Here is a 25,767-nt window from a genome sequence, read left to right as displayed (position 1 = left end):
CTTGATGGAGTAGGCGTTTAGTATGGAGTGCGGTTTATTTCGTTTGTAAATTGAGACGCTTTGAAATCGGACGGATTGGGACGGAAGGGTCAATCATTCGATTATCCCGTTTCGGTTCATCCGTGCATTCAATCTGCCAATCGGCGTCATGAAGCTCTTTTAGTCCGACGGCAATGTCATAAAGCGAATAGTTCGCATTCCCGTTTAGCTGATAGATGCCGGGTCCGCGTTTCGTCACGATTTCGAATAAAGCTTCCGCTGTATCCGGTAAAAATGAGCAAGATGGATACCAATGCTCACTCGCTTGTATGACCCCTCGTTGTTTCATCTCGTTCGTAAAATAGTCCATCATATTGTTCGATCCGGCTTCATCCCCAATCTGCCATCCAAGACGAACAATCTGAGCACCCGGGTTGACACGAACGATGGCTCGTTCGCAGTCACGTTTATACTTTCCGTAGTCATCTTCAGCATCTGGCGCCGTGTCCGGTGAAATCGGTCCAGTCACATCATCTGAAAAAATCGACACTGTACTCGTGAACAAGAACGGAATCTTCATCTCCCCACATAAACGAGCGAGCGTCTCGGCCCATTCAACCGGTCCCATACCGATATGTAAAAAATAGTCCGGGCGGATGCTTTCAATGAATTGTCGCATCTCCTGCTCGTCTGTCGTGGACACTTGCTCACGATTCCATGCAATCCCCTCAATGCCATGACGCTGTAACGCTTCGGCAACAACCGGTGCTACCGTGCCGTTCATTCCAGTAATGATTGCTTTCATTTCATTTCGCCCCTTTCTCTCTATATCATGCCACAAAACGGGCGTGGACAAACAATCGATGTGTTTGCCTATGCTAGACTAGGTGATGGAGGGATCAATGATGAACATTCGACAAGCAACGAAGCAAGATTGTACACAAATCGCACCGCTCATGTATCAGGCGATTCATGACATCGCGTATACGTTGACGGGGTCAACGAATACCGATGAAGTATTAGAGCGATTGGCGATGTGGGTGGAAAAACCGAAGAATCGTTTAAGCCACGAAAATATATGGGTCGCCGATGTAGAAGGGGAAGTGGCGGGAATGATCATTTCGTATCGAGGGGACGAGGCGGAAGCATTAGATCGCCCGATTCGGGAATGGTTAAAGGCGCATGGGAGCAAAGTGGAATTAGATGTTGAGACGGAGGGGTTCGTTCAATACATCGATTCACTCGCTGTACTAGAGGCGTATGGTGGTCGTGGTATCGGAACGAAGTTGATTGAACAGATCTGTACTGTCGCGGCAGAACGTGGTGTCCCGGCCGTCACCTTGAACGTGGATCAAGACAATCAAGCGGCTCATCGGTTGTATACGCGACTCGGATTCCACAAAGAAAAGGAAATTATGATTTCGGGATCTCGTTTTGACTATATGAAAAAAGAGACCCGCTCGACTCCTTTCTCGGTCTAAAAGCGGATGCGCAAACGCTCGTTCTCGACTATACTAAGTGCTTGAGGAAAGATATATGTAAAGGAGATACATTATGGAGTGGAAGAACATTTGGCGGGGAATGGCCATGGGAACGAGTGATTTGATTCCTGGTGTAAGTGGAGGTACCATCGCAGTTATTTTGGGCATCTATGATCAATTGATTGAAGCAATCAGCGGTGTATTCAGCCGATATTGGAAAAAGTATATTGGTTTCTTAATCCCGCTAGCGATTGGGATGGGAACAGCCATCATCGCCTTAAGTCGAATTATCGAGTATTTGTTGCTCGAATATTATGCGCCGACACAATTCTTCTTTATCGGATTGATTTTAGGGATCATTCCGTTACTTTTTGTAGAGTTTAAGTCACGTGCATCGATTCGTCCCATTCATGTGATTGCCATGATTGTAGCAACGGTACTCGTAGCGAGCATGGCGTTTCTCAATCCGGTTGATTCGTCTATCATTACGGACGTTACCTTTGGGACAGCGCTCCTCTTGTTCTTGTCTGGGTGGTTAGGAAGTATGGCAATGTTACTTCCTGGAATCAGCGGGTCATTCGTGTTATTGCTGATTGGGGTCTACCCGACAGTCATCAGCGCCATCTCGAACTTCAATTTGCTCATTATCGGAATTGTTGGGGCAGGCGTTGCGGTCGGCTTTATTGTTAGTAGTAAAGTGATTCGCTATTTGTTGGCGAATTTCCCAGGAATGACGTTTTCGGTCATCATCGGATTGGTAGTGGGTTCGCTCGCTGTCGTATTTCCAGGAGTGCCGGCCACAGGTCTAATGTGGGCACTCAGTGTCATCGCGTTCATCGCAGGGATTGTTGTCGTCCGATTGCTCAGTCGTTACTCCGTATAAAACAGCAAGGAGTCCGGGATCACCGGACTCCTTTTTAATAGATAAACGGAAATAATCGTTTGCGTGACTTTGACCATGATACATACGATTGACCGAAGTGACGGGTCAGCATCCCTTCCTCAATCCGAATCCGATATAGTAACGCAAGAGCCGTAAGACCGGTACCGATCAAAGTGACTGCCCAATGAAGAAAATACAATGAGAAGCCTAACGTAATGAATAATAATCCTGTGTATAAGGGATGGCGTAAGAAACGATAGGGGCCAGAGCTGACGAGCTCGTCTTGAGGACGAACGACAACGTGTCGGGTGAATTGATGACGAAGGTGGAAAATTCCCCAATACCGTAATGATACACCCGCTATGTAAAACGAAAGAGCAAGTATGCGTTGAGCCATTGATGGACGCGCCTCAACAAAGATTGAATAGATGATAGACAAAGAGAACATGACAATCATCGTCGACGCTACGAAATAAAAGCTTTTTCGCTCGACGGAACCGTCCGTTGCCTCTTTTCGATTACGAAATTTCCATGTCTCCACAAGCCAAAAACAGGACACGATGATCAATGCAAGATCCATCCACTCCATAGCGCACATCCTTCCTTTTGATTCATCTTTCCTTACCCGACCTTCGATGAAGAAAAACCAAAGGCGAATAGTGTTGGGAAAAAGTTTGTAAAAGACAAAGAAACGGGTTATCATCTAATGAGAATGATTATCATTTTAAGGTGAATAGATCATCTACATAGAAGGGAAGGATACGACGATGGGCGAAGAACAATTCGACGTGACGATTATCGGTGGGGGTCCGGCAGGGTTATATGCTGCTTTTTATAGTGGATTACGAGGCATGAAAACAAAAATAATCGAATTTCAACCTCAACTAGGTGGAAAGCTGCACGTTTATCCAGAAAAAATGGTGTGGGATGTAGGGGGGCTCCTTCCGACGACGGGAGCAAATCTGATCGATCAACTCGTCCAACAAGGCCTCACCTTTTCGCCGACAGTCATCCTAGGGGAGAAAGTGGAGTCGATTTCAAAACGCCAGGATGGATTATTCGGGATCGACACGTCGAATGGTCATCACGTATCCAAAACGGTGATCGTCGCAACCGGGAGCGGTATTTTGAAACCACACAAGGTCGAAATCAGTGGTGCAGAGCGATTTGAATTGTCAAACCTTCATTATACGGTCAAGTCACTAGAACGATTCAAAGGGAAGCGGGTCTTGATTTCAGGTGGCGGAAATAGTGCCGTCGATTGGGCCAATGCGCTCGAGCCGATTGCGGAGCAAGTCATTTTGGTTTACCGAAAAGAAGAGCTCGGAGGTCATGAAGCGCAAGTCGAGAAGATTAAAGAAAGCCGAGTCGATTGTTGCCCCCAGTCAAAAGTCACGGACTTGATTTCTCATGATGGGCAATCGATTCAGCAAGTGCTGTTAACACAGATTGACACGGGAGAAACGAGTGTGGTCGATGTCGATGAGGTCGTCATCAATCATGGGTACGAACAAGATGCAGAACTTCTTCGAAACAGTGAATTAAACGTAGAAATGGTCAATGGATTTTATGTGAAAGGGAACGCGGGGAGTGAATCGTCCGTTCCGGGATTATATGCTGCAGGTGACATTCTGACGCATGAAGGAAAGGTCCATTTGATTGCAGGGGCATTCCAAGATGCGGCGAATGCGGTGAATCGGGCCAAAACGTATATTGACCCGAATGCGACCGCTACGGCAATGGTCTCTTCTCATAACGAACGTCTAAAAGAAAAGAACCGTCAAATCATAGAAGATACTTTATTGAAGCAGTAAGAGAGACGTCTCTTACTGCTTTTGCGTAGGATAATCACAAAGCTCGGTGATGACACCACCTGAATGACGTGGGTCCATATAGATCAAACGTCGACCTTTTGCGGTCGTACGTAGTGTATCTTCTAAAAAAGTGATGCCATTTTGTTTGTGTGTAGCGATGGCGATGTCTAAATCTTCTACACGATATGCGATATGATGGACGCCTTTTCCTCGTGCTTTCATGAAACGCGCAATCGGACTCGTATTACTTGTTGGTCGCAACAATTCGATGACATCTTCACCGATGTGAATGACAGCTAGCTCGGTTTCCACCCCAATGGCTGTATTCGTATAACGGTCAATCAGCTCTCCACCAAGCACAGTTGTATAAAATGTGATCGCTTCGTCTAAATCACGGACGGCGATTCCAGTATGATCGATTTGCATAAACATTCCTCCTCAATCTTCAGTTTGCCTAAAGTTGAACAAAATGTCACTTCACAACGTTTCGACCATATCCGATATAATAAGAGAGGGAGGGACAGCGAAATGAACGGAAAAATCACAATGGGATTGGTGGGCATGTTCGCCCTAGTATCATTTGTGTTTGGACTCTCGCTTGCGACGTTTGTCGATTATCGCATCAATGAAGAGCAAGTTGTGCTCGAACGGTTAACCACCCATAAACAGATTGGTCCGACAGAGTTGCTGTCTACCGAGGTCGATTTTCATTTGAATGGATCGAATTATGCGATTCGTTTCAAGGATGAACCGAACATCACGTATTGGTTCAGTGTCGTAGATCGCCAAATCAAATTTGATCGGATTGAATCGCTCGATTTGAGAGACACGGGACTCCGGACAGAACTGTTTAAGGAAATGCCGCCTTTGGCGATGGAGTCGACAACTGCTGCAGAATAAAAGACGTCGAATGAACAACTTTTTCGTGTGAGAACGAGTTGATACAATCGACGTCTTTTTTATTGATCAATAGAGTGGAGCCGGTAGCACTTGTTGTGTAAGCATATATATCCCGCCTGACGACACTTGAGCACCTTGCTTTCGAAGTGCAAAATTCAAGTCAGATTGCAGGTTAGTCGTAGAAATACGAGCCTCGTCGATATATCTGAATGCATCGTAAAATTTTTGTTGAAGAAAGGAAAGGGCATCCTGCAACATAGACTCGTCACAATCTAATTGAATTTCTTGGACGCACACGTGATACATATGTAGTCGTACTTTCATGATTCCGATTGGTTGGTGACACCAGTTTAATGTGTAGAACAGTGTTTGTTGCCGAGTTGCATGTGCGAATTGTTCATCCGTCATCGGGATGGCGCCCGGCAAGACATGACAATGCGCATTACGAAAAGTGAGCCAATCCGCTCTACGTGAATAGTCTATCAATTCGAGGGTCCAGTACGTATGCGATGCTTTCTCACAAGGAATGAATGGCAAGTGATACGTATTCGTTTGATGGAATACTTGAAACCCAGTTGCCTCATATATTCGAAGCTTATCTTGATTATGATAGTCCTCTTCCTGAAGATAGTACGTAATCGGGTGTGTGGTTTCTCGACTTCGTTCATACATGATTCGGTCAAGCAACCCGCGAAACACATGACGATCAATATATGAGACCTTTGAGAGTTGAATGATTTGAAACGCTTCTAAATGCTCGTCATTCGCAACAAAAGCAGCTAATGGATTATTTTTGTTTAAAGCGATGTACACGTGCTGATGAGGAGGTAAGGAAAGGAGCGGGGGTGTCTTCGATAAGGGGTATAACGACTGAATGGAGATGCGTTCCTGCATAGCTAATTGCCTACATTCTACAAAGCGTAGCGCTCGTTTCAAGGAGAATCCTTCTTTCTGAATGAGTTAATAAGTACAATTAAATTGTAAGCGCTATCTTACTTAAAATTGTATGGCATTCTCATGAAACCTGATTGATGAAAATAATCAACAACTTTCATAAAAACATGAAATTAAATAGATTGTAAGCATCCGATTCAGAAAAACTGATTAGTTACGCTGATAGATCTGTGAGTTTCGTCAAATGTCAGACGTAACGTGCGTCGAAGACATGATATACTTAATCACAATGAAACCAATCAATTAGGAGTTTATGATGAAATATATTTATCAACTGATTCTCGTATCTATGTTGTTCATGATTGGTGCGCCCACGACGGTTATGGCCGAAACAGAACCGGTAGTGATTCATGAGAACATCATTGTCGAAGAAGAGGTAGAGATTCACGAAGGATTTCAATCACCCAATGAGATGGTGTACGTCTTCGTATTAATCGTGTTATTATCTGTCGTTGGTTTAGGAATCATGAACACGATCGAATAACGTGAAAACGTTCACAAAAACGCAATAAGTCGTTTGGTAACGGTTACAAACGTTGCTTTATACTTATATGTGTAGGAAGGAAGTTCTGCACCAACTTTCTGTCCTCCTTTTCAAATGAACACCCCTCGTTCATATCATGTATTGGAGTCAACCGATGTCATCGATTGACTCCCTTTTTTGTCTATCTAAAATCGAATACGTTTTTCTTTTGCTAATCGTTTTAATCGTTTTGTTTCATCCGTATGGCCATGGCTCTCTAAGAAATCGACGTAGACACGGAACGGTTCGGAACGATGTGAAAAGAAAGGGATGTACTCTGAAAATAGCTTCTGTTCGGCTTCTTGTAAGTTACCTTCGGCGACGAGGAGGCGGAGCTCTAACATTTTAAGAGCTTGATAGTTTTCAAGTGCGGTATCTTCTGTCTGGGATTTTTCCAACATCCGCTCACACAGTTTGAGAATGCGTGCGTGAAGAATCTTTCTCGTGTTAGCTTGGCTGTGTTCAATCGGCAAGGTTGATAGTAAGTCGATTCGTGTGGAATCCACGTCTTTTGGCACGTGGAGGGCAGTATATAAAGCGCGGTCAATCCAGACGGTATCAATGGGTGCGTCTAGTTGGTAGTAGTGGATGAGTTTTTGGAGCATCGTGACTTGTGAGATTTTCAATAGGCGAAACGGGTCGCTCGTTGAAAAGAGAGGTTCTTCTCCGGCTGACGTTGACAGAAGATAAAACATCTCTTCATACATCGTGCGTGCCTCTGTATATTCTTCGGCATAGTGGGCTAAATCGCGGATGATTTTTTTGGCGTGGATATACCAATTTTTTTGATCACGATCGGACATGACTTGATTGGGACGAATATATAAATGTTCATATGCTGAATCGACAAAACGTTCAGCTAACGTAATCGTTTGTGAGAGCGAATGACGCTCTTCCGAATGTTTTTTTTCTTTATAGCGTGTGAACTGGCTGATCATAAAATCAAAGTCTTGATCATCAATCACATCTTTTGGAGTATGACGATACATCTCGACCAATAAATCACGTAACGTCGCCTCACCATATTGCTCCAACAACATGCGTAATTTTCCGATGCGCATCAGCTCTCCTCCTTTCATTCATACTTATTGTATGCATCTCTGATTTGGGCAGACACCAATTAATATTCCTTTCCCGGATTTCATCTGAAACAATCATATGGTCTCATGCTTAAGACGGATTTTCCTTAGAAACGTTGTCAGATCAATGCGGGTTCGGGATAATAGAGAAAAATTGATAAAGTTGAGGATTGAAAATATGAAAGATGATCAACGTTTATCGCGTGTAGAACGTAGAAAGCGCGAACTCGAACAACAAGAACTCGAAGCGTCTCGTTTGAATCATGAGCAATCATCGGACGAGCGACAGAACATAAATGAAGTATCGGAACCGAATCGACATCAAGAAAGGACGACGTCTCAATCGGAACATCCTTTCTTAAACGAAAAATCGTCAGAGTCGTCGAAACCAAATCAGGGAACATCGAAAAACCGACGAAAACGGATGCCTCGAATGCTGTCATTCTCAAAACCAAAGCGCAAAACGTCTCGCCCGAAGTCAAATCATGCGGCGCAGCAATCGAGACCGTCCAATCCGTCAAAACCATCAAAACGTGAAGTCGATCAAACAGCAAAACCAACAAATAAACGAAAGCGTAAATGGAAAGGGAAAGTGGCCCTTCTTCTCATTCTCATGTTGCTTGTCGGAGGGTATGTCGCGACTTCTCCGTTCACGTTCCTCATTATGGGAAGTGACGCACGGGTTGGAGAATCCCTCTCGGGGTCCCGCACAGATTCTCTACAATTGATGGAATTTGTCCCTCGTTCACGTACTGTTCAAAACGTGTCGATTCCACGCGATACGTATACGGCCATTCCATGTGAGCCAGACCGGGATGGCGATAAAATCACCCATGCTTTCGCTTATGGTGGTGCAACGTGTACGGTAGGTGCTGTTGAAGGACTGACCGATGCGTCGGTTGATGGACAAGTCGTGATCACATTTGAGTCGTTCATGGAATTGATCGATTTGATTGGTGGTGTCAATGTGACAGCAACGCATTCATTCAGTGAGAAAGGGTTCAACCAGACGTATGAGTATACGGAAGGTGTCTCTTACGCGATGAATGGAGACATGGCACTTGCCTATGCGAGACACCGTAAGTCGGATACGGACGGCGCCCGTTCGAATCGTCAAACCGAAGTCATGACAGCCGTCGCAGAAAAATTGGCTAGTCCTTCGGGCTGGACGAAGATTCCGGCAACGTATCGTTTCATGAAAGAGGAAATGGGTCTTGAGATGAATGTCTTACAAATGGCGTCTGTCGGTCTGACGATGATCTCGAACCCGGACGTGAATAAGATGCAAGTTGAAGGACAAGATGCTTATATCAACAATGTCTATTACTACGAACCGTTAGAAGAGAGTGTGCAATCCATTCGGGATGCTCTCGATTTGTCGATGTGGGGCACGGTCAGATAATTTTAAGAAAAGGGTTTGATTCTGACTTGAAAGAGGAATTTTAAACAAATGAACTACTCTTTTGAGGAGGGAAATTTGAATGAAAGTATTAGTCATTGGAGCAACAGGAAAGATCGGGAAACGTGTATTGAAAAGTCTAGCGAAGACCCATCAAGTGACCGCTTTAATTCGTTATCCTGAACTACAAGCAGAGTACGAGAAAATGGGTGCGCGCGTATTGACGGTTGATGTCGAGAAAGAGCTTGAGAAAAAAGTTCATGAGGCGACAAGTGGACAAGATGCAGTCATCATTGCGGCGACTGCTGGCGCAGACGGATCGAGTACCGAAATTGAACTGCTCGACCGAAACGTCGCGATGAACGCGATTGATGCTGCTAAAAAAGAACGAGTACGTCACGTCGTCTTGCTCAGTGCATATGGCGCGGACCAACCGAATGCCGCACCAAAGGAACTCTTTAACTTTCTGTCAGCCAACAATGCCGCCGACGAATACATCGAACATAGCGGTTTGAACTATACGATCATTTGCCCAGTGACCATTGTCGATGAACCGAGTAAAGGTTCCATCGAAGCATCTGAAGACTTGAACGATGCGGACGGTGCGACGATTTCCGAGACAGATGTCGCGACTGTCATCTCTGCATCTCTTGACAACCGTGGACTATACGGTCGCCGAATCGAAATCAAGTCGGGTAGTACGCCGATTAATGAAGCTCTTGATTTTGAAGGCCGTGGAGAAGTGGCGAACGGAGGTAGAACGACGTTACGCCGACCACAACGATCATAACGAGTTGAGGAGAAGATGATATGGAACGAAAATTGTATAAAGATCAGAATAATAAAATGATTGCCGGAGTCTGTTCGGGGCTCGGGAACTATTTAGGAGTGGACGTCACAATCATGCGTGTTCTGTTTGTGGCAATGGCACTATTAGGTGGTCCAGGGCTTCTGATTTATATCGTTCTGGCCATCATCATGAAAAAGCCGCCATCAGAATATGAGGCGGAACAAGAAGATCGTTTTTAACGAAAACAAGCAATCCGACATGACTGTCGGATTGCTTTTATTTTTCGATGTATAAGGTGTAGCTTGCTTCGAACGTCTCGTCTGGGGCAAGGAGTTGAACTCCTTCTTTGTGTAGAAAATCTTTTCGGTGTCCTTTGTAATCTGCGTGACCGAACCACGGTTCAAGACAAACGAATGGAGCATCCTTATGGGGTGGTGACCAAATGCCAAAGTGAGTAAATGAAGGGCTTTCCATCACAATTGCCGTTCCTGACGGTTGATGACGTAGCGCGGCGTACTCCACATTTTCGAAAATCAATGCATCGTCGTCAAATAGAGAACGGGTAAGTGGGATGTATTGCCGTTCGCCTAGTGGTTGATAGGCTCCTGTCAAATAAGGTCCTTCTAATAGATAGCGGTCAAGTGTACGTACTTCTCCGAAGTCGATTGTATAGTCCTCGAACGCACCACCCTTAAAAGGGATATTGAATGCGGGATGACCACCGATACTGAACGGTAACATGGTTTCCCCTGGATTATGAACATGATAGGTGACAATGACTTCTTCTCCTACAAGTTGATACGATATGTTCAGAGTAAACGGGAAAGGGTAATGTTGTCTTGATTCAGGTGTATCTTTCAAGGTGAAACGAACGGAAGTTTCATTCGATGATTCGATGTCGAAAATCGCGTCACGAGCAAATCCGTGTTGACTCATCGTATACGTATTGCCTTCATATACATATTGATCATCCAATAATCGCCCGACAATCGGGAAAAGAATGGGGGCCTGTCGTCCCCAAAACGTAGGATCACCTTGCCATAAGTATTCCGTTTCGTCTATTTTCCAACTAGTCATCTCAGCACCCTGTGCTTTTAACGTAATCTGAACATTTTTGTTTTGAAGTTGCACAATACATACGCTCCTTTACGGTTTGTGATAAGTTAAGTGTAGAAATCTTAAGTAAAACAAACAAGGGGTAAATGATGCGCTTACAAAGAATCGTAATCGGAACGCTCATCCTTCTATTGATTGCTGGGCTTGCCTACAAGGGCTACGAAGAATATATGACGACACAAAAGAAAGAAGAAGCGGTTCCAATCGTCCAAAATGAATCGGTATTAGGAGGGCTCGAAGTGGGGCAACAAGCTCCGGACTTTACCTTGAATACGCTAGAGGGTGAGAGTCTGACCCTTTCACAGTTCCAAGGACAGCCGGTAGTCATTAATTTTTGGGCTTCTTGGTGCCCGCCTTGTCGAGATGAGTTCCCTGAACTGGTTTCGTTTGAAGAAGCGACAGGCATTCCGGTTCTCGGTGTGAATGTCACCAAAAATGAACGACGAGGAAAAGCGGACGTCGAGGCTTTTTTACAGGAGTACCCGGTTGATTTTCCAATCTTGTTAGATGAAGAAGCGGTCGTAGAGCAACAGTATCGTGTCGTCGCGCTACCGACAACGTACGTGTTAGATGAACAAGGAGTCATTGTGGCGAAGCAGACAGGTCCCGTCGACGAAGCGTGGATTCAGCAACAGATTGAAAAGACGTCAATGTGATATTTCAAAAAAGCTGAACGATCTGCCCTTAATGGGAGGGCAGATCGTTCAGCTTTTATAGTGTTGCTTGATCAATGCATCAAAATTTGGGGTCATATCTTCTTCAAGATAATAATGATGATTGTCTCGAATGATTGTATCACCAACACGTGCTTCGGAAGGTAAGAATCGTCTAGGAATGAAACTTGAGCCGTTATTCCATCTCAATACGGCATATTTTCCCTCGATTCGCACCAATGTACCGTACTTAATCATGCCTCTTCCTCCTCGACGAGCAGCTTCTGTCTCTTTTTATCCTTACATCATGTATTCCCACATTCCACAAAAGCTACACATTTTTACGAGTGTCTGTCCAATCGGATAAGGGAAGTTATTCCAAGAAACACAAGAGGATAAATTTGATAAATGTGAAGGAAGTTTGAAGAAAACGCTTTCTTTTTTTAAAATGGTCTTCTATAATGAAAGCACGGGGTGATTATGACGAAACTGTGAACAATGGGGGGATGGTCATGTTTTCTTCTGCAATGATTGGGTTACTCGCTCTGACGGGAGTAACGATCTATGGGGTTGACCGTATGTTCACGGTCCGCTCAGAACGCGTCACAAAGAAATAGGTCTACATAGGGGGAAATCGCAACGTCTTGGGGAGACGTTGCGATTTTTTAATAGTCTTGTTGACGAGACCGGCGATCGGTCTCTTTTTGTTCCACCATTTTTCGATTACGTTCATGGACACGGTCGAAAAAAGAATGTTCTGGCCACATAGGAGACCAGTGGCGCTCTTCGGGAAGTGCTAAGATGTATTCTTCTGCCGCACTCAACCGTTCAATCATTTGGCTACGATTGTCGCATAGGTCACCATGTCCAGGCACGAACCATTGAACTTCATGTTCATAAATGAGGGTTTGCAACGTTTGTAATGTTTCGAGATATGCAGTCGAATCATGCTCGATAAAAGGTGGCTCGATATTCGAACCGTAATCTCCGCATACGAGTAGGTGCATCGGCTCGATTAGAACAGATAGGTGAGTTGCATCATGGCCAGGTGTCGGGATGAACGTAACGGGTAACGATCCAAGTAGAAGTGTCTGATTCGGTTGGACCATGATATCGATTTCAGGTTTTTGAATCGGGCGATCGATGTAGTGCTGTTCATAGAACTCGCGAATCTCATCGAGCTGATCGGACGAGTCGGCATCTACAAATGCCTGTGAGGCAATCGTTGTCGCATCCTTAAAACCATAAGCCCCGATAATATGGTCGAAATGATGATGGGTGAAGATGACGTAAAGTGGGCGATCATCGCGTCTTAGCTCGATATCCCGACGAATCGTGGCAATTTCTTCAGGGAGCCACGTGGGGTCAATCAAAAGAATGGCGTCTGGTGTATCGATCAAGGTGGATGTCGTTCGCATCAACGCACTTTCGTAAATCGTGAATGATTGAAGTTTCGCTTGAATCAAAAGAGTTCCTCCTCATCTGATTAGAGTCATTCACTCTTTTCCCCAAAACAATCAATGGAACAACAAAAAAGCAGAAAGTCAGAAGACTTTCTGCTTTTGCAAGGTCTCAACCGTGCATTGTATGTGTGCGAGAGGTTCTCGCGTATATGTCGATATTGGAGCGGGTGAAGAGAATCGAACTCTCGTCATCAGCTTGGAAGGCTGAGGTTTTACCATTAAACTACACCCGCATGAAGAAAAAATATGGAGCGGGTGAAGGGAATCGAACCCTCGTCATCAGCTTGGAAGGCTGAGGTTTTACCATTAAACTACACCCGCGTTACGTCTTAACGTTACTTTGATATAATAGCATATCAGATTCTATTTGCAAACCCTTTTTTAAAAAACTTTTTAGGTTGCAGAATCCTATCCACAACGAAGATAATAGAAAAAAGGGGAGAAATCAAATATGAGTGAACGAAAATCATATTTACAACTGATGGGCGAAGGATTTCGAATGTTGAAGCAGTCTAAACAAACGGATCAAACAGTGTCTCTTCGAAGCTGGACGTTCTCGATTCATCACGATAATGAATGGTATGTCGTGTTACGTTCGAATCGTGTCAAGTGGGTCGGATTGCCGAGTCATACATTTGATATTGCTCTTGATTCGATTCAAATTGGGAATCTTCGAATTATACGTCACCCTGAATCGAACGAAGTACGTTTGACAATCGATGAAGAATGGGGATTGGAAAATAAGGTTGTTTGTGACAACCTAGAATGGGAAACATTCGTCGATGCGCTCAAACAAGTGAAGGGGGAGTAAGCGTGAGTGAAGAGAGGTTGTATCGAATGGAGGCGGAAGCACGAGGGAGTGCTTGGCGGGCCCGGGTTCTAACAGGGATTCAGCGATTTCGATTTTACAAAGGCGAATTGCTCGCACCATCGAACCGGCCGTATGTCGTATTGAGCATTTCGCAAGATGAAGGGTCTTTACCTGATCTGATTGAAACCGATATGGGCATCCTCTTGATTCATGAGCGAGTCAGTCCAATCTTTATGAATGTCTGTCCATATGACGTTCAGCTCGTCCGTGTCGAGCTTCATACAAGTACAGGGAAGACAGATCGCTACTGCGCGCTTAATGTGCTCCGACGCTTTGAAATCGAATACCTCGAACACTCGAACGAATTTCGCCCGTTAAGTACGAATCGATTCTATTTCCTATCCAATCAAACGGTTCGAATGAACTTATTTGGACATATGATTGCCCAAGATGTAAATAGCCAACGTCTGTATGTGACCGAACGACTAAAATATGCACTACAAGCAAAAATGGTCACAGGACTGGCATTTAAGCAAGTAAAGGAGAAAACAGCATGAAAGAGTATGAAATTGATGGGTGGTTCCGCCTGACGTATCCGGAACATTACGAATACAGTGAAGAAGAAGACTACGTGAGCTTCTATTCAACAGAAGAGGATGCGCAAGGAACGCTTCAAATCTCCATCTATGAGTCTGAGGATTCACAAGAGCCAAGAGAAGCCGTCTTACGCGAGTTAAACACCTTTTTAGGAGAGTTCCCGATCGACGTAAAAATTGCGCCAAGCGTGACTGACGAGACAGGTGACATGACGACGGCCTATGCAAGTGGCATCGAAGATGGGATGCATTTAGATGTCTGGTCTTTGACGGACGGAAAACGCCTTTTATTCATGACGTACGTTGCTGATCAAGTGACGAATGAAAAAATGGAGATTGAATCCATCATCGACTCAGTCGAATGGACATAAAATGAGACACGACGCCAAGTTAGAGGCGCGTGTCTCATTTTTCATGTCTAGTTATCTTATTTGATTCATCCACATGAGTATGTCTGACCATACTTGTTCCCGGTCCGCTTCACGCAAAATTTCATGTCGGGCATCGTCATATGTCGCAACGGACAGTTCGACGTCCGCATTGCGATATTTTTCGATGATTCCGTTCAATCCCTCCCCGTCATGGATCACAGGGTCGTCCATCCCGGCGACGAGCAACATCGGAAGAGACTTCGGATGCTCATGAATGCGTGCGACGGTCGTGACATCAAGTGAGGCACGGGTCACTTCGTGTAAAAATCCGAGTGAGGGAAGCCCCCCACAATTCGAATCATCGATATACGAATCAACTTCCTCGGGGACGCTTGATAGCCAGTCACTATCCGTTCGAGCAGGCAAAAACTTAAGGTTGTAGCGCCCGAACAAAAGGCGTTCAAAGAAACGTGATTGATGCGTGGCACCTTTACGTTTCATGACGGAAGCGATTAAACGATGCCCGACTTCGCCTGCAACCCCAGGATGTGGGGGAGGCGCGACGACAATCACTCCAGCCAAGGCATGCCCCATGATTTGACCAAGTCGACGAACGAGCAGAGAACCGAAACTGTGACCTAATACATAAGTAGGGCGCTCATCTTCGTAGCGGTTAATCAGATATTGAGCATCCTCGACAAGTTGCAAAAAGCCCTCGCCCGGAGAGAGGTGTCCATAAGTCTGTTGTTCGTGGGCGCTTGAACCCGCCCCTCGTAAGTCGCATATGAACACATCGTATCCATTTTCTGTTAGAAAACGAGCGAACTCAATATATCTTTCATGGTGTTCAAGCATTCCGTGAAAGATGAATATTTTTCCAATGGACTGCTCTGCTCGAATTTCCATTACTTCTGTCTGATATCCGTCTGGATACGTCAACTCCGAAAGAACCATGTGTCATCCTCCTATTAGAAAAGTCCGATTGCTTTTCCAGATTCATCAATGCCCATATTGAGGGCAGCTGGATGTTTTGGTAAGCCCGGCATCGTTAAAACGTTACCTGTGAGAGCAACGAGGAAACCTGCTCCTACTGATGGTTTTAATTCGCGTACCGTAATGGTGAATCCTTGTTGATAACCGAATTTGGAAGGGTCGTCCGATAGAGAGAACGGTGTCTTCGCCATACAAATTGGCAGGTCTGCCCAACCTTTCTGTTCAATCTCAAGCATTTGTTTTTTAGCTTTTGCTGTGAACGTGACATCGGCCGCTCCATATACTTCCCGGGCAATCGTTTTAATCTTTTGTTCAATCGAATCGGTCAATTCGTAAAGTGGTGATAGTTTACTTTCGTTTGACTCAACCGCATCAATGACAGCTTCAGCGAGTTGTTGCCCACCGAGTCCGCCATTTGCCCATACTTCGCTCAGTGAAGCACGAATCTCATGTGCTGTGCACCAGTCAAGTACCGCTGCGATCTCTTCTTCGGTATCTGAATTGAAACGATTTAAGGCAACGACAGTCGGGAGACCGAGTTTTTTCATCGTGTCGATATGTTTCGCAAGCAGTTTCATTCCTTTACCGACCGCACCGACATTCTCGATATGGAGTTGGTCTTTCGCCACACCGCCATGCATTTTCAAAGCACGAACGGTCGCAACGAGCACAACCGCATCTGGATTTAATTCTCCAACACGAGACTTGATATGGCAGAACTTTTCTGCTCCGAGGTCGGCTCCAAATCCTGCTTCTGTCACTACATATTCGCCTAGTTTTAATGCTGTTTTTGTCGCAATGAGCGAGTTACAGCCGTGGGCGATATTCGCAAACGGTCCACCATGGACGAGGGCAGGGGTTTGTTCAATCGTCTGAACTAAATTTGGTTTGAACGCTTCTTTCAACAGCAATGTTGCCGCACCAGCTGCTCCGATATGTTCAGCGGTGATCGGTTCTTGTTGATGATCATAAGCAACGACGATTCGCTTAATCCGATCTTCGAGGTCTTTTAAAGAATCTGCGAGACAGAGAATGGCCATAATTTCAGAGGCGACAGTAATATCGAATCCTTCTTCACGTGGTACGCCATGAGCGGGACCACCGAGACCGACAGTGACGTGACGAAGGGCGCGGTCGTTCAAATCGAGCACGCGTTTCCAAACAATTCGACGAACATCGATGCCGAGGTCGTTTCCTTGATGAAGGTGATTGTCAATCATGGCGCTGATCGTATTATGAGCTGACGTGATGGCGTGCATGTCCCCTGTGAAGTGGAGGTTGATGTCTTCCATCGGGAGAACTTGACTGAAACCACCGCCAGCCGCTCCACCTTTTAAGCCCATCGTCGGTCCGAGTGAAGGTTCGCGAAGGCAGACGATTGCCTGTTTATTCAATTGGTTCAAGGCTTGGCCGAGTCCGACCGTAACCGTCGATTTTCCTTCTCCAGCTGGCGTTGGATTGATGGCTGTAACGAGTACAAGTTTTCCATCTTTTTTTGTCTTCACACGCTCGAGGACATCATAAGAGAGTTTGGCTTTGTATTTTCCGTAAAGATCAAGATCGTCTTCTTGTAATCCGATTTTTGCTGCAATCTCTTTGATGGGCAATGTTTTAGCTTGTTGTGCGATGGTTAGGTCAGATAATGGTTTCGTTGTTGTCATAAAAAAGTACCTCCGTTTTTCGAACGATATGTTTTTATATATTATTTAATATTCGGTTTTGGTGTTTTTAAGCACGAAACGAATGAATTCATGTCCAACCCGTTCGTAATATCATTGATTTTATCATAACTCATCAGATCGTGAAATTCATTCATTCCGTTCAATATTTTCCACCCTTCCCGTCAAATGTATCCGTTTTCATAAAAGATTCTTCACGATATATTGATAGTGGAGGCGATACACATGACTGAAACTTCGAAACGGATGAAACGAAGACGAAATTGGAAGAAACCAGCGAGTTTTGTAGCATTTGTCGGACCTGCTTTTCTAGCGTTCGTCGCGATCGTGCTCATTCCGTTCTTCAATGGGATCTACTATAGTTTTACGGATTGGAACGGTGTGACCGGAGAATTGAATTTTGTTGGATTTGATAATTATCAGCGATTGTTCCTTGAAGATGAGCAGTTCCGCGCTTCATTTTGGATAACGACAAAATACACGATCATCTCTGTTTTACTGACGAACATCGTTGGATTCTCGTTGGCATTGCTGTTGACGATGAATATTAAAACACGAAATTTCTTGCGTACGATTTTCTTCATGCCGAACTTGATTGGTGGGTTGATTCTCGGATTCATTTGGCAGTTCATTTATGTAAAAGGCTTTGCCTCAATCGGAGCGTTGACGGGTTGGAGTTTGTTTGAACTACCGTGGCTCGGGGATGCGCAAACAGCATTCTGGGGAATCGTGATCGTCGCGATCTGGCAAGGCGGCGGTTATGTCATGGTCATCTACATCGCGGCGTTACAAAATGTACCGACGGATTTGATGGAGGCGGCTCGGATTGACGGAGCCAACCGTTTCAAAATGCTTCGTCACATCACGTTGCCGATGATTATGCCGTCCATCACCATCTGTTTATTCTTGACGATTTCTTGGTCGTTCAAAGTGTTTGATACGAACTTATCACTCACAAACGGCGGACCGTTCAAATCAACGGAGATGTTAGCTTTAAATATTTATACGGAGTCTTTTGTGAATAATAACTATGGTCTTGGGTCAGCGAAAGCGGTCATCTTCTTCTTGGTCGTGGCTGCGATTACGGTGACACAAGTGTACGTGACGAAGAAACGGGAGGTAGAAGCATGACGACTGAGAAATTGGAACATGTCGAGAGAAATACAGAGAAAACACCGAAGCGCGTTCCGCAACGTCCACTTCGCCCGGGAACATATTCTTGGAACCTTGGAATCATTGAGCTCGTCGCCATCTTGCTTGGACTTCTCTATTTGGTCCCGTTCTATTACGTTGTTGCCAATTCGTTTAAATCGATGGCTGAAATCTTTACGAACACATCGGCGTTGCCGAATGAGTGGTTGACGTCAAACTATACGGAAGCATGGGAAGCGATGAATTATGGACGTGTGTTTTTAAACTCGCTGTTCATTACAGTCGGGGCGAATGCAATCATCGTCATCTTCACATCGATGGCAGCGTGGAAACTTGTTCGGACGAAGCATTGGATTTCTACGATGATTTTCTTCTTATTCGTGGCAGCGATGGTCATTCCGTTCCAATCGATCATGATTCCGCTTGTGAAAGTCTCAAGCATTCTCGGGCTACTCAACAGTCATTGGGGACTGATGGTCATGTATCTCGGATTTGGTTCTGGAATCTCCGTGTTCCTATACCACGGATTCATGAAATCGATTCCCGAAGAGATTGAAGAAGCCGCAATCATCGATGGTTGTTCAACATGGGGCGTCTTTTGGCGCATCGTCTTCCCGTTACTCAAGCCGATCACGGTGACGATCGTCATCTTGAATAGCCTATGGATTTGGAACGACTTCTTATTGCCATCACTTGTTCTCCGTGATGTGGAGTTGCGGACCATCCCGCTCGCAACGTTCTATTTCTTTGGGCAGTACACGAAGCAATGGGATTTGGCGTTAGCTGGTTTAGTGTTAGGAATCGTTCCACTTTTAGTCTTTTTCTTCGGTATGCAAAAACATATCATCAAAGGGATTACAAGTGGCTCGATTAAATAACCCTCCCAAGGGAATCCTCCGTTCGCTACACGGAGGATTAATTTTTTTTTTTTTGAAAAAAGTCGTTGACATTAGTCTGAATATTTATAATAATGAACTCAATTCAATTGTGAACGACGTCGAAAGGACGAGTACACGAAGGTAGTGAGTCAAGCGATCCGGGGGTGGTGTGAGCCCGGTCTTAACCCTTCGTCGAAAAACTTCCTGGAGTCGCTACCCGAACGCTTTGCCAGTAGACGTAGCCGGACCGCTCCCCGTTATCGGAGTTACGAGATGATTGTCTCGAAAAAGTGAGTAGATTCGTCTACTAATTTGGGTGGCACCGCGGAACCGAAGTCTTCCGTCCCATGTTCAATGGGAATGGAGGGCTTTTTTTCATGGCTTCATTTTCAAATATTCCACAATTGGAGGAAACGGAAAATGACAACAGCAACAAGCACGATGAAGGAAAGACAGCAGACAATCGCGACAGTGAAGGCACTCTTCGAGGAGAAGGTCTCACGTGAACTCGGACTCACGCAAGTGCAGGCACCACTATTCGTAGAGTCAGCAAGTGGTGTCAACGACCATCTGAACGGCGTGGAGCGCATCATTCAGTTCGATACGATGTATCCGGGACATGAACTTGAAATCGTTCAATCGCTTGCGAAATGGAAACGTGAGGCGCTCGGACGTTATGGATTCGGAGTCGGAGAGGGGTTATACACGCAAATGCGCGCCATTCGCCGTGATGAAGAACTCGATGCGACACACTCGCTCTTCGTCGACCAGTGGGACTGGGAGCGAGTCATCGCTCGGGAAGAGCGGACGATGGAATATTTAAAAGCAACGGTCGAGTCGATCTATGCGGCACTCCGTGAAACAGAATCGGAAGTGGAAACAACGTATGGCATTAAAGCAATCCTTCCGGAAGCCATCCATTTCATCACGAGTCAAGAGTTGGAGGACGCATATCCGACGATGACACCGAAAGAACGTGAGAGTGCCATCTGTAAAGAACATGGCGCCGTCTTTATCTCGCAAATTGGTGACCTTCTCGCATCTGGCATGAAGCACGATGGACGTGCGGCTGACTATGACGATTGGTCACTCAACGGTGACATCCTCGTCTGGCATCCGGAACTCGAGTCGGCATTTGAGTTATCATCGATGGGGATCCGGGTAGATGAAACGGCTCTTGACGCACAGCTGAAGAAAGCGGGTGCGGACGAGAAACGGGCATATCCATTCCACCAAGGTGTCCTCGAAGGCACGCTTCCACTGACGATTGGCGGAGGAATCGGTCAATCACGTGTGGCGATGTATCTCTTGCGTGCGCGCCATATCGGAGAAGTACAAACGTCGGTCTGGCCACAAGAAGTGATTCAGTCGTGCGAAGCAGCTGGCATCAGCTTGTTGTAATATAATAAGAAGAAACTCGGAACAGGACTCCAAAACGTGAGTCCTGTTTTTTCTGTGCAACATTTTCCACCCAATTCGTCAAATTTGACACCTACATAGTGGAAGCGTTTTCATTTAAAGTTGATTTTGTAAAGAATGGATCAGGTTAAGGGAGGAAATGAAATGAAACGGAAGTGGAAATTGTCAACAGCGGTCATGACGGCTGGAATGGTCTTAACACTTACGGCTTGTGGCGGAGGATCACTCACGGATGAAGGTTCTTCTGAAGGAAATGCGGACAATGGCGACAAGAAAGACGTCACGTTGAACGTCTTCCAGTTCAAAGCGGAGATCGCCAAAGATCTTGAAGCGATGGCGAAAGAGTATGAAGAAGAGACTGGTGTCAAAGTGACCGTTCAAACGGTCGGTGGCGGTGCGGACTACGGCGCAGCCCTCAAATCTCAATTCGCTTCGGGCAATGAGCCGGACATCTTCAATAATGGCGGCTTCACAGAAGCACAGACGTGGAAAGACAAACTCGAAGACTTGTCGAGTGAGAAGTGGGTCGGAGATTTGACGGAAGTCGCCAAAGAACCGATGACAATGGATGGTAAACTTTACGGAATGCCGATGAACCTTGAAGGATACGGTTTTATTTATAACAAGGCACTGTTTGAAAAGGCCGGGATCGATGAGTTACCAAAAACGCTTTCTGAATTGACTGCAGCGGCAGAAAAATTAGAGAAGGCGGGGATCACACCGTTTTCTGTCGGTTATGCAGAGTTTTGGATTTTAGGCATTCATCTCTTAAATATTCCGATGGCGCAGCAAGATGATCCGGATGCGTTCATTCAAGCACTGAACGAAAATAAAGCGAAGTTTGAAGACAACGAACAGTTCCAAGAGTTTTTGAAGCTGTTTGATTTGACGATCAAATACGGAAATAAGAATCCATTGACGACAGACTATAATACACAAGTCACACAATTCGCCCAAGGTGAGACAGCGATGCTCCAACAAGGGAACTGGGCACAACAGATGATTCTCGATGTGAATCCGGATATGGAAATGGGCTTCGTTCCAATTCCAATCAACGACGATGCCGAGAAAATGGACCGCCTACCGGTTGGTGTCCCGAACAACTGGGTCGTCAACAAGAATTCGAAGTATAAAGAAGAAGCAAAAGATTTCTTAGAATGGATGGCGACATCTGATACTGGGAAAGACTATATGGTCAACAAGTTCAAGTTTATTCCTGCATTCAAGTCGATTGAAGCGAACGACCTCGGACCGCTCGCGGATGACATCCTCGCATACTCGAATGAAGGAAAGACCATCTCGTGGAACTGGTTCAAGTACCCGGATGGTGCGGTGAATGAATACGGTGCCCTCATGCAGGCATATGTCGGTGGGCAAAAAACAGGTGAAGAGATGCTTCAAGACTTCACGAAAGTATGGCAAGACAAAGTGAAATAAGCGACGCACAGACGGTGAAACGACCCCTTCACCGTCTGTGTTTTTTTTATGAAGAAACTGTCACAAGAATCCCATATAAACCACACACATACCCACGGGGGTTTCAGTAGAATAAGTGATGTAAGCGGTTGAGAGAAGGAGGGGGCATGAAACGATTACTAGTAGGGATTCTATTTATGTGTTGGGTGCCGCATGTGAATGCGGAAGAAACGCTGACTCCATTGACCGAACCAATCGTCATCGAATCAAACGAAGTATTTGATGGGGCCGGAAAAACATATACGAGTTGTGGACATCCGGCGTTCATTCTTCGAGGAACGGGTGCTCTTCTTGAACGTGTATCGGTTCAACAGTGCGAGAGTGATCGTGTACCCGCCGTTCAAGTATCGGGTCTCGGACACCAACTAATCGATGTATCCATCGAATCCTCGGGCACTGGACTATTGATTGAGAATGGTTACGGCGTACGTGTCATTCGAACATCAATTCAAGGAAACGGACAGGCAGATGGGATTGTACTTCTCAATAGCGAAGCGTCAGAGCTCAGAGGAGTCGTCGCGAAAGAGGTGCGAGACGGGATATACATAGAAAACGGATCTCAGCACACGATTGTGCGACCAGTCGTCTCGCATTCACGCTATGGCATTCACTTGATGTTTCCGACTGACGTTATGATTTCTGTACCTGAACTACATCATAACCTGACGGGTGCGATGATTATGGGGACGAATCAAGTCGCTTTCCAAAATGGAAATGTGCATGATCAAGTCGGTGGAACGGCGACGGGACTGATGTTATATGAAGCCATCGATACAACAATTGAGAAGACGAGTATTTATGGGAATCATATCGGTTTATATGCGGAGCAGTCGACTGGGACGACGCTCGAACAGAATGCAATTAATGGAAATGACATTGGCTTTCAATTGAAGCAAGCAAGAGGGATGATGATTCTTCAAAATAATCTATTGGGGAATCGAGAACCCGTAACGATGGTCGAGTCATCTGAAAACATCGTGCAAGGAAATGTGTGGGGTGACATAACCCTTGACCTGAATGGCGACGGCTATAGTGAGGTTCCATTTCGCACAGACCCATATTTATTCTTATTGACAGATTCATATGAGGCATTCGAATTATTGTATGGGTCACCTGGTCTTCTTTTACTAAAAAGTATACTAAGGAGCCCGGAAGACGTATCGTTGACAGATGTTTCACCACAAACTTATTCGCCGATGTGGAAGTGGAACGGTTCGGTCTGGAGTGTAGGAAGTATTTTATTGCTCATGATCATTTGGAGATTTGGGAGGAAACGACATGAAATCGTATAAACAAGTAGCAGGACTATTATCAGTAGCAGGATTATCGTTGGCACTTGGTGCATGTTCGAGTGCATCGGCAGAACCGTTTGAAATCAAATGGGGCGAAACGGAATGCGAAGTGTGTAAGATGAAAATCATGGATGAGCAGTTCGCAGCGGAAGCAATCATGGAGAATGAAAAAGGTTATGCGTTCGATGATATTGGATGCTTGATGCGTGATTGGTATCCAGAACAAAAAGAAGACGATATTGCTGCCATGTATGTGAAAGATTTCAATACAAAAGATTGGGTCGAATTAGACGAAGCGATGTTTGTTTACGACAAAGAGTCGAAAACACCGATGGCTTACAATATTCTATCGTTCGCAAAAGAGGCGGACGCGGAAGCATATATGGAAGAGAACGGCGGCGAGATGATGGACTTCGATCAATTGAAAGATCATACATGGGAACGTGGCGAGATGAACATGATGATGGATGGCGAAGGCTCGATGGACGGAATGAATCAAGATAGTGAGATGGACATGGAGATGGATACGGAAGAAGAAGGGCAGTAACCGATGTCTCTATGGAGGATGGAATGGGCACGCAGCCTTCGAAAGCGAGAGAACTATGCTTTTCTCCTGACGTGGATTCTCACGCTCGTTCTACTCGGAGGACTTGGACAAGCGCTACCGATTGCTGCCGACTATACGAACATCAGTGCAACGCTGATCACGGTGCTCGGTCTATTGCTTCCGCTTTTCATCTTACTAACTACAGCGATTCATTGGGGACAAGAACAAGAATCGAAACGACTAAGTTTGCTTTCGACATTCACGTATCCAAAGTGGAAATTCATTTTCATCCGCTTCAGTTCGTTTTTGGTCATACAAGTACTTGTTCTATTATTGGCATTCTTCATCGCATCACTCGTCGTCGTTCAATCGTTTACAACATGGGTCATCCTATTTGCCTACGCGACCGGATTAACAACGTATGCGACGGCACTCGGTACGTTAATCGGACTATTCGGTCGTACGAGAATCCGGGCGATGTTACTCGCCTTTTTAACGTGGGTCGTCCTCGTACTATTGTGGCCGACGATTCTCGTGACGGTTATTTCCTTGCTTCCATACGGTATTCAGGTGAATGGAATGATCCTTGCGCTGTTTGTGAATGGATTTGATTTGATGCGCATTTGGGCCAGTACAACAGTGTCATCTCCAGACGTGTTTGGAGAGGTGTATCTCAACTGGTTAAATTGGATGAATCGCCCGATTGGATCCATCGTCGTCTGGACTACCTTGGTGACGATGAGTAGTGTCTTGTTGTGGTTTGCTTCGAAAGTGGCTTGGAGGAAAGCATCATGATTCACTGTATAGATGTAGGGAAAAAATATGGCGATACGTGGTCGCTCCATCCGATTCGTGAAGAGATTACCTCAGGGCGAATCATTGCTTTATGCGGGAGCAACGGGGCGGGGAAGTCGACGCTTTTAAATCTGATGAATGGAACGATCGAACCAAGTACCGGGGTCGTTCAGTTGAATGGCTACACGACAACGCAGCGAACGAAATACAATGAGAGCTTTGGCTATATGCCGGACGATTTTTCATTTGATGGCACATGGACGGTTGAAGAGACGTTCGCCTACTACGCCATCTTGCAAGGCGCCCGTCCGACTGCTGAAGTTCTCAAACGGGTCGGGTTATATGAACATAAGCGCAAGAAAATCGCCGAATTATCGAAAGGGATGCGCCAACGTCTCCTCTTGGCACAAGCGCTCGTCAATGAGGCGGCTATCCTGTTATTAGATGAACCGACGAACGGTCTAGATCCGATCTGGATGCGAATGCTTCAAGATTTACTACGTGAAGAGGCGGAGCGAGGGACGACCATCGTATTTTCAACTCATCAACTAGATGTTGCCGCTATGTTGTCAGATGAAGTCTGGATGATGAGAGCGGGTTCTATTTGTGGGAAGGTGCATGTCCATGAAGAACAAGCCGTATATGAACGTCTAAGAAAATTCTTTTTCGAATCAGAAGATGACACTTGTCAAATGAACGTGGCTCGCACAAAATAATAGACAGT

At 45.5% G+C, this 25,767-nt stretch carries 30 protein-coding genes, 2 tRNA genes and 1 other annotated feature; of the genes, 20 read left to right on the top strand and 12 right to left on the bottom strand.

Features of this window, described 5'->3' with window-relative positions:
- Nucleotides 1-34 precede the first annotated feature (34 nt).
- Complete coding sequence (locus AC5LIL_RS11930) at nucleotides 35-784, bottom strand: sugar nucleotide-binding protein (protein ID WP_499824207.1); 750 nt, start codon at nucleotides 782-784, stop codon at nucleotides 35-37.
- 100 nt (nucleotides 785-884) lie between these two features.
- Between AC5LIL_RS11930 and AC5LIL_RS11925 the strand changes: the two genes are divergently transcribed.
- The gene (locus tag AC5LIL_RS11925; protein WP_224863336.1) at nucleotides 885-1,460 is read left to right on the top strand and encodes a GNAT family N-acetyltransferase; all 576 of its coding nucleotides are present in this window, start codon (nucleotides 885-887) and stop codon (nucleotides 1,458-1,460) included.
- 73 nt (nucleotides 1,461-1,533) lie between these two features.
- Nucleotides 1,534-2,343, top strand: coding sequence for a DUF368 domain-containing protein (locus AC5LIL_RS11920; protein ID WP_074033017.1), 810 nt, complete (start codon nucleotides 1,534-1,536; stop codon nucleotides 2,341-2,343).
- 34 nt (nucleotides 2,344-2,377) lie between these two features.
- Here AC5LIL_RS11920 and AC5LIL_RS11915 read toward each other — a convergent pair whose 3' ends face one another.
- Entirely contained in the window at nucleotides 2,378-2,932 is a 555-nt protein-coding gene (locus tag AC5LIL_RS11915) for a methyltransferase family protein (RefSeq protein ID WP_499824206.1), read from the bottom strand.
- A 178-nt stretch (nucleotides 2,933-3,110) separates the two neighbouring features.
- Here AC5LIL_RS11915 and AC5LIL_RS11910 point away from each other — a divergent pair, with 178 nt between their 5' ends.
- Nucleotides 3,111-4,157, top strand: a complete 1,047-nt coding sequence (locus tag AC5LIL_RS11910) for an NAD(P)/FAD-dependent oxidoreductase (RefSeq protein ID WP_339963518.1) — start codon at nucleotides 3,111-3,113, stop codon at nucleotides 4,155-4,157.
- A 12-nt stretch (nucleotides 4,158-4,169) separates the two neighbouring features.
- Here AC5LIL_RS11910 and AC5LIL_RS11905 read toward each other — a convergent pair whose 3' ends face one another.
- Nucleotides 4,170-4,583 (bottom strand): VOC family protein, encoded by a 414-nt coding sequence (locus tag AC5LIL_RS11905; protein WP_371743058.1) that lies wholly within the window; start codon nucleotides 4,581-4,583, stop codon nucleotides 4,170-4,172.
- Between the two features lie 102 nt (nucleotides 4,584-4,685).
- On the opposite strand from AC5LIL_RS11905, the gene AC5LIL_RS11900 reads away from it, so the two are divergent.
- A complete protein-coding gene (locus tag AC5LIL_RS11900; RefSeq protein WP_074033021.1) occupies nucleotides 4,686-5,057 on the top strand; it encodes a hypothetical protein in 372 nt (123 codons plus the stop codon).
- A gap of 66 nt (nucleotides 5,058-5,123) precedes the next feature.
- Here the strand turns inward: AC5LIL_RS11900 and AC5LIL_RS11895 are convergent, their stop codons facing one another.
- A complete protein-coding gene (locus AC5LIL_RS11895; RefSeq protein ID WP_224863328.1) occupies nucleotides 5,124-5,993 on the bottom strand; it encodes a hypothetical protein in 870 nt (289 codons plus the stop codon).
- 274 nt (nucleotides 5,994-6,267) lie between these two features.
- On the opposite strand from AC5LIL_RS11895, the gene AC5LIL_RS11890 reads away from it, so the two are divergent.
- Nucleotides 6,268-6,495, top strand: coding sequence for a hypothetical protein (locus AC5LIL_RS11890; RefSeq protein WP_214785729.1), 228 nt, complete (start codon nucleotides 6,268-6,270; stop codon nucleotides 6,493-6,495).
- A 185-nt stretch (nucleotides 6,496-6,680) separates the two neighbouring features.
- On the opposite strand, the gene AC5LIL_RS11885 is transcribed toward AC5LIL_RS11890, so the two are convergent.
- Complete coding sequence (locus AC5LIL_RS11885; RefSeq protein ID WP_074033024.1) at nucleotides 6,681-7,595, bottom strand: hypothetical protein; 915 nt, start codon at nucleotides 7,593-7,595, stop codon at nucleotides 6,681-6,683.
- A gap of 196 nt (nucleotides 7,596-7,791) precedes the next feature.
- On the opposite strand from AC5LIL_RS11885, the gene AC5LIL_RS11880 reads away from it, so the two are divergent.
- From AC5LIL_RS11880 to AC5LIL_RS11870, 3 genes are all read left to right on the top strand, one after another.
- Nucleotides 7,792-9,015 carry an LCP family protein gene (locus AC5LIL_RS11880; protein WP_499824205.1) on the top strand — a complete coding sequence of 408 codons (1,224 nt, stop codon included), beginning with the start codon at nucleotides 7,792-7,794 and terminating at the stop codon, nucleotides 9,013-9,015.
- A 79-nt stretch (nucleotides 9,016-9,094) separates the two neighbouring features.
- Nucleotides 9,095-9,802: an SDR family oxidoreductase gene (locus tag AC5LIL_RS11875; protein WP_074033026.1), complete on the top strand. Its 708-nt coding sequence runs from the start codon at nucleotides 9,095-9,097 to the stop codon at nucleotides 9,800-9,802.
- A gap of 20 nt (nucleotides 9,803-9,822) precedes the next feature.
- A complete protein-coding gene (locus tag AC5LIL_RS11870) occupies nucleotides 9,823-10,041 on the top strand; it encodes a PspC domain-containing protein (protein WP_074033027.1) in 219 nt (72 codons plus the stop codon).
- Nucleotides 10,042-10,078: 37 nt separating this feature from the next.
- Here the strand turns inward: AC5LIL_RS11870 and AC5LIL_RS11865 are convergent, their stop codons facing one another.
- Complete coding sequence (locus AC5LIL_RS11865) at nucleotides 10,079-10,933, bottom strand: aldose 1-epimerase family protein (RefSeq protein WP_499824204.1); 855 nt, start codon at nucleotides 10,931-10,933, stop codon at nucleotides 10,079-10,081.
- A 74-nt stretch (nucleotides 10,934-11,007) separates the two neighbouring features.
- Here AC5LIL_RS11865 and AC5LIL_RS11860 point away from each other — a divergent pair, with 74 nt between their 5' ends.
- Nucleotides 11,008-11,574 (top strand): TlpA family protein disulfide reductase, encoded by a 567-nt coding sequence (locus tag AC5LIL_RS11860; RefSeq protein WP_274664937.1) that lies wholly within the window; start codon nucleotides 11,008-11,010, stop codon nucleotides 11,572-11,574.
- Between the two features lie 48 nt (nucleotides 11,575-11,622).
- Here the strand turns inward: AC5LIL_RS11860 and AC5LIL_RS11855 are convergent, their stop codons facing one another.
- The 4 genes from AC5LIL_RS11855 to AC5LIL_RS11840 all read right to left on the bottom strand — a co-directional run bounded on the left by AC5LIL_RS11855 (nucleotide 11,623) and on the right by AC5LIL_RS11840 (nucleotide 13,355).
- Nucleotides 11,623-11,829, bottom strand: coding sequence for a DUF3006 domain-containing protein (locus tag AC5LIL_RS11855; RefSeq protein WP_015880796.1), 207 nt, complete (start codon nucleotides 11,827-11,829; stop codon nucleotides 11,623-11,625).
- A gap of 407 nt (nucleotides 11,830-12,236) precedes the next feature.
- Nucleotides 12,237-13,037 carry an MBL fold metallo-hydrolase gene (locus AC5LIL_RS11850; protein ID WP_499824203.1) on the bottom strand — a complete coding sequence of 267 codons (801 nt, stop codon included), beginning with the start codon at nucleotides 13,035-13,037 and terminating at the stop codon, nucleotides 12,237-12,239.
- Nucleotides 13,038-13,193: 156 nt separating this feature from the next.
- Nucleotides 13,194-13,267 (bottom strand) — tRNA-Gly (locus AC5LIL_RS11845).
- Nucleotides 13,268-13,281: 14 nt separating this feature from the next.
- Nucleotides 13,282-13,355 (bottom strand) — tRNA-Gly (locus AC5LIL_RS11840).
- 130 nt (nucleotides 13,356-13,485) lie between these two features.
- Between AC5LIL_RS11840 and AC5LIL_RS11835 the strand changes: the two genes are divergently transcribed.
- Genes AC5LIL_RS11835 through AC5LIL_RS11825 form a run of 3 tightly spaced genes read left to right on the top strand, consistent with a single transcriptional unit; the run spans nucleotide 13,486 to nucleotide 14,812 of the window.
- Nucleotides 13,486-13,845 (top strand): hypothetical protein, encoded by a 360-nt coding sequence (locus AC5LIL_RS11835; protein ID WP_214696459.1) that lies wholly within the window; start codon nucleotides 13,486-13,488, stop codon nucleotides 13,843-13,845.
- A 2-nt stretch (nucleotides 13,846-13,847) separates the two neighbouring features.
- Complete coding sequence (locus AC5LIL_RS11830; protein ID WP_499824202.1) at nucleotides 13,848-14,402, top strand: hypothetical protein; 555 nt, start codon at nucleotides 13,848-13,850, stop codon at nucleotides 14,400-14,402.
- Nucleotides 14,399-14,812 carry a DUF3805 domain-containing protein gene (locus AC5LIL_RS11825; RefSeq protein WP_074033032.1) on the top strand — a complete coding sequence of 138 codons (414 nt, stop codon included), beginning with the start codon at nucleotides 14,399-14,401 and terminating at the stop codon, nucleotides 14,810-14,812. Before AC5LIL_RS11830 ends, AC5LIL_RS11825 begins: the two co-directional genes overlap by 4 nt.
- A 51-nt stretch (nucleotides 14,813-14,863) precedes the next feature.
- Here AC5LIL_RS11825 and AC5LIL_RS11820 read toward each other — a convergent pair whose 3' ends face one another.
- Complete coding sequence (locus AC5LIL_RS11820; protein ID WP_499824201.1) at nucleotides 14,864-15,766, bottom strand: alpha/beta fold hydrolase; 903 nt, start codon at nucleotides 15,764-15,766, stop codon at nucleotides 14,864-14,866.
- A gap of 14 nt (nucleotides 15,767-15,780) precedes the next feature.
- The gene (locus tag AC5LIL_RS11815) at nucleotides 15,781-17,466 is read right to left on the bottom strand and encodes a formate--tetrahydrofolate ligase (protein WP_499824200.1); all 1,686 of its coding nucleotides are present in this window, start codon (nucleotides 17,464-17,466) and stop codon (nucleotides 15,781-15,783) included.
- Nucleotides 17,467-17,709: 243 nt separating this feature from the next.
- Between AC5LIL_RS11815 and AC5LIL_RS11810 the strand changes: the two genes are divergently transcribed.
- The 8 genes from AC5LIL_RS11810 to AC5LIL_RS11775 all read left to right on the top strand — a co-directional run bounded on the left by AC5LIL_RS11810 (nucleotide 17,710) and on the right by AC5LIL_RS11775 (nucleotide 25,759).
- On the top strand, nucleotides 17,710-18,615 hold the full coding sequence (locus AC5LIL_RS11810) for a carbohydrate ABC transporter permease (RefSeq protein ID WP_074033036.1): 906 nt from the start codon (nucleotides 17,710-17,712) through the stop codon (nucleotides 18,613-18,615).
- Nucleotides 18,612-19,514: a carbohydrate ABC transporter permease gene (locus AC5LIL_RS11805; RefSeq protein ID WP_499824199.1), complete on the top strand. Its 903-nt coding sequence runs from the start codon at nucleotides 18,612-18,614 to the stop codon at nucleotides 19,512-19,514. The genes AC5LIL_RS11810 and AC5LIL_RS11805 overlap by 4 nt, the downstream gene beginning before the upstream one ends.
- 110 nt (nucleotides 19,515-19,624) lie before the next feature.
- Nucleotides 19,625-19,865: a binding site (T-box leader), on the top strand.
- Nucleotides 19,866-19,934: 69 nt separating this feature from the next.
- A complete protein-coding gene (gene asnA, locus AC5LIL_RS11800) occupies nucleotides 19,935-20,915 on the top strand; it encodes an aspartate--ammonia ligase (RefSeq protein WP_499824198.1) in 981 nt (326 codons plus the stop codon).
- A 162-nt stretch (nucleotides 20,916-21,077) separates the two neighbouring features.
- Nucleotides 21,078-22,370 carry an ABC transporter substrate-binding protein gene (locus AC5LIL_RS11795; RefSeq protein WP_499824197.1) on the top strand — a complete coding sequence of 431 codons (1,293 nt, stop codon included), beginning with the start codon at nucleotides 21,078-21,080 and terminating at the stop codon, nucleotides 22,368-22,370.
- A 146-nt stretch (nucleotides 22,371-22,516) separates the two neighbouring features.
- Nucleotides 22,517-23,701, top strand: a complete 1,185-nt coding sequence (locus AC5LIL_RS11790; RefSeq protein ID WP_499824196.1) for a NosD domain-containing protein — start codon at nucleotides 22,517-22,519, stop codon at nucleotides 23,699-23,701.
- Nucleotides 23,688-24,248 carry a nitrous oxide reductase accessory protein NosL gene (locus tag AC5LIL_RS11785; RefSeq protein ID WP_214696446.1) on the top strand — a complete coding sequence of 187 codons (561 nt, stop codon included), beginning with the start codon at nucleotides 23,688-23,690 and terminating at the stop codon, nucleotides 24,246-24,248. The genes AC5LIL_RS11790 and AC5LIL_RS11785 overlap by 14 nt, the downstream gene beginning before the upstream one ends.
- An 18-nt stretch (nucleotides 24,249-24,266) precedes the next feature.
- A complete protein-coding gene (locus AC5LIL_RS11780; RefSeq protein ID WP_499824195.1) occupies nucleotides 24,267-25,043 on the top strand; it encodes a hypothetical protein in 777 nt (258 codons plus the stop codon).
- Nucleotides 25,040-25,759, top strand: a complete 720-nt coding sequence (locus AC5LIL_RS11775) for an ABC transporter ATP-binding protein (protein WP_499824194.1) — start codon at nucleotides 25,040-25,042, stop codon at nucleotides 25,757-25,759. The genes AC5LIL_RS11780 and AC5LIL_RS11775 overlap by 4 nt, the downstream gene beginning before the upstream one ends.
- Nucleotides 25,760-25,767: the final 8 nt, after the last annotated feature.

Source organism: Exiguobacterium sp. RM11, assembly GCF_059821525.1.
The sequence above is the reverse complement of the archived record's forward strand: the minus strand, read 5'-3'. Positions and strand labels throughout refer to the sequence as shown.

Bases quoted from the DNA above. Each gene is read 5' to 3' on its own strand.
- AC5LIL_RS11930 (WP_499824207.1), bottom strand. From the start codon at position 784: ATGAAAGCAATCATTACTGGAATGAACGGCACGGTAGCACCGGTTGTT.
- AC5LIL_RS11925 (WP_224863336.1), top strand. From the start codon at position 885: ATGAACATTCGACAAGCAACGAAGCAAGATTGTACACAAATCGCACCG.
- AC5LIL_RS11920 (WP_074033017.1), top strand. From the start codon at position 1,534: ATGGAGTGGAAGAACATTTGGCGGGGAATGGCCATGGGAACGAGTGAT.
- AC5LIL_RS11915 (WP_499824206.1), bottom strand. From the start codon at position 2,932: ATGGAGTGGATGGATCTTGCATTGATCATCGTGTCCTGTTTTTGGCTT.
- AC5LIL_RS11910 (WP_339963518.1), top strand. From the start codon at position 3,111: ATGGGCGAAGAACAATTCGACGTGACGATTATCGGTGGGGGTCCGGCA.
- AC5LIL_RS11905 (WP_371743058.1), bottom strand. From the start codon at position 4,583: ATGCAAATCGATCATACTGGAATCGCCGTCCGTGATTTAGACGAAGCG.
- AC5LIL_RS11900 (WP_074033021.1), top strand. From the start codon at position 4,686: ATGAACGGAAAAATCACAATGGGATTGGTGGGCATGTTCGCCCTAGTA.
- AC5LIL_RS11890 (WP_214785729.1), top strand. From the start codon at position 6,268: ATGAAATATATTTATCAACTGATTCTCGTATCTATGTTGTTCATGATT.
- AC5LIL_RS11885 (WP_074033024.1), bottom strand. From the start codon at position 7,595: ATGCGCATCGGAAAATTACGCATGTTGTTGGAGCAATATGGTGAGGCG.
- AC5LIL_RS11880 (WP_499824205.1), top strand. From the start codon at position 7,792: ATGAAAGATGATCAACGTTTATCGCGTGTAGAACGTAGAAAGCGCGAA.
- AC5LIL_RS11875 (WP_074033026.1), top strand. From the start codon at position 9,095: ATGAAAGTATTAGTCATTGGAGCAACAGGAAAGATCGGGAAACGTGTA.
- AC5LIL_RS11870 (WP_074033027.1), top strand. From the start codon at position 9,823: ATGGAACGAAAATTGTATAAAGATCAGAATAATAAAATGATTGCCGGA.
- AC5LIL_RS11860 (WP_274664937.1), top strand. From the start codon at position 11,008: ATGCGCTTACAAAGAATCGTAATCGGAACGCTCATCCTTCTATTGATT.
- AC5LIL_RS11855 (WP_015880796.1), bottom strand. From the start codon at position 11,829: ATGATTAAGTACGGTACATTGGTGCGAATCGAGGGAAAATATGCCGTA.
- AC5LIL_RS11835 (WP_214696459.1), top strand. From the start codon at position 13,486: ATGAGTGAACGAAAATCATATTTACAACTGATGGGCGAAGGATTTCGA.
- AC5LIL_RS11825 (WP_074033032.1), top strand. From the start codon at position 14,399: ATGAAAGAGTATGAAATTGATGGGTGGTTCCGCCTGACGTATCCGGAA.
- AC5LIL_RS11820 (WP_499824201.1), bottom strand. From the start codon at position 15,766: ATGGTTCTTTCGGAGTTGACGTATCCAGACGGATATCAGACAGAAGTA.
- AC5LIL_RS11815 (WP_499824200.1), bottom strand. From the start codon at position 17,466: ATGACAACAACGAAACCATTATCTGACCTAACCATCGCACAACAAGCT.
- AC5LIL_RS11810 (WP_074033036.1), top strand. From the start codon at position 17,710: ATGACTGAAACTTCGAAACGGATGAAACGAAGACGAAATTGGAAGAAA.
- AC5LIL_RS11805 (WP_499824199.1), top strand. From the start codon at position 18,612: ATGACGACTGAGAAATTGGAACATGTCGAGAGAAATACAGAGAAAACA.
- asnA (WP_499824198.1), top strand. From the start codon at position 19,935: ATGACAACAGCAACAAGCACGATGAAGGAAAGACAGCAGACAATCGCG.
- AC5LIL_RS11795 (WP_499824197.1), top strand. From the start codon at position 21,078: ATGAAACGGAAGTGGAAATTGTCAACAGCGGTCATGACGGCTGGAATG.
- AC5LIL_RS11790 (WP_499824196.1), top strand. From the start codon at position 22,517: ATGAAACGATTACTAGTAGGGATTCTATTTATGTGTTGGGTGCCGCAT.
- AC5LIL_RS11785 (WP_214696446.1), top strand. From the start codon at position 23,688: ATGAAATCGTATAAACAAGTAGCAGGACTATTATCAGTAGCAGGATTA.
- AC5LIL_RS11780 (WP_499824195.1), top strand. From the start codon at position 24,267: ATGGAATGGGCACGCAGCCTTCGAAAGCGAGAGAACTATGCTTTTCTC.
- AC5LIL_RS11775 (WP_499824194.1), top strand. From the start codon at position 25,040: ATGATTCACTGTATAGATGTAGGGAAAAAATATGGCGATACGTGGTCG.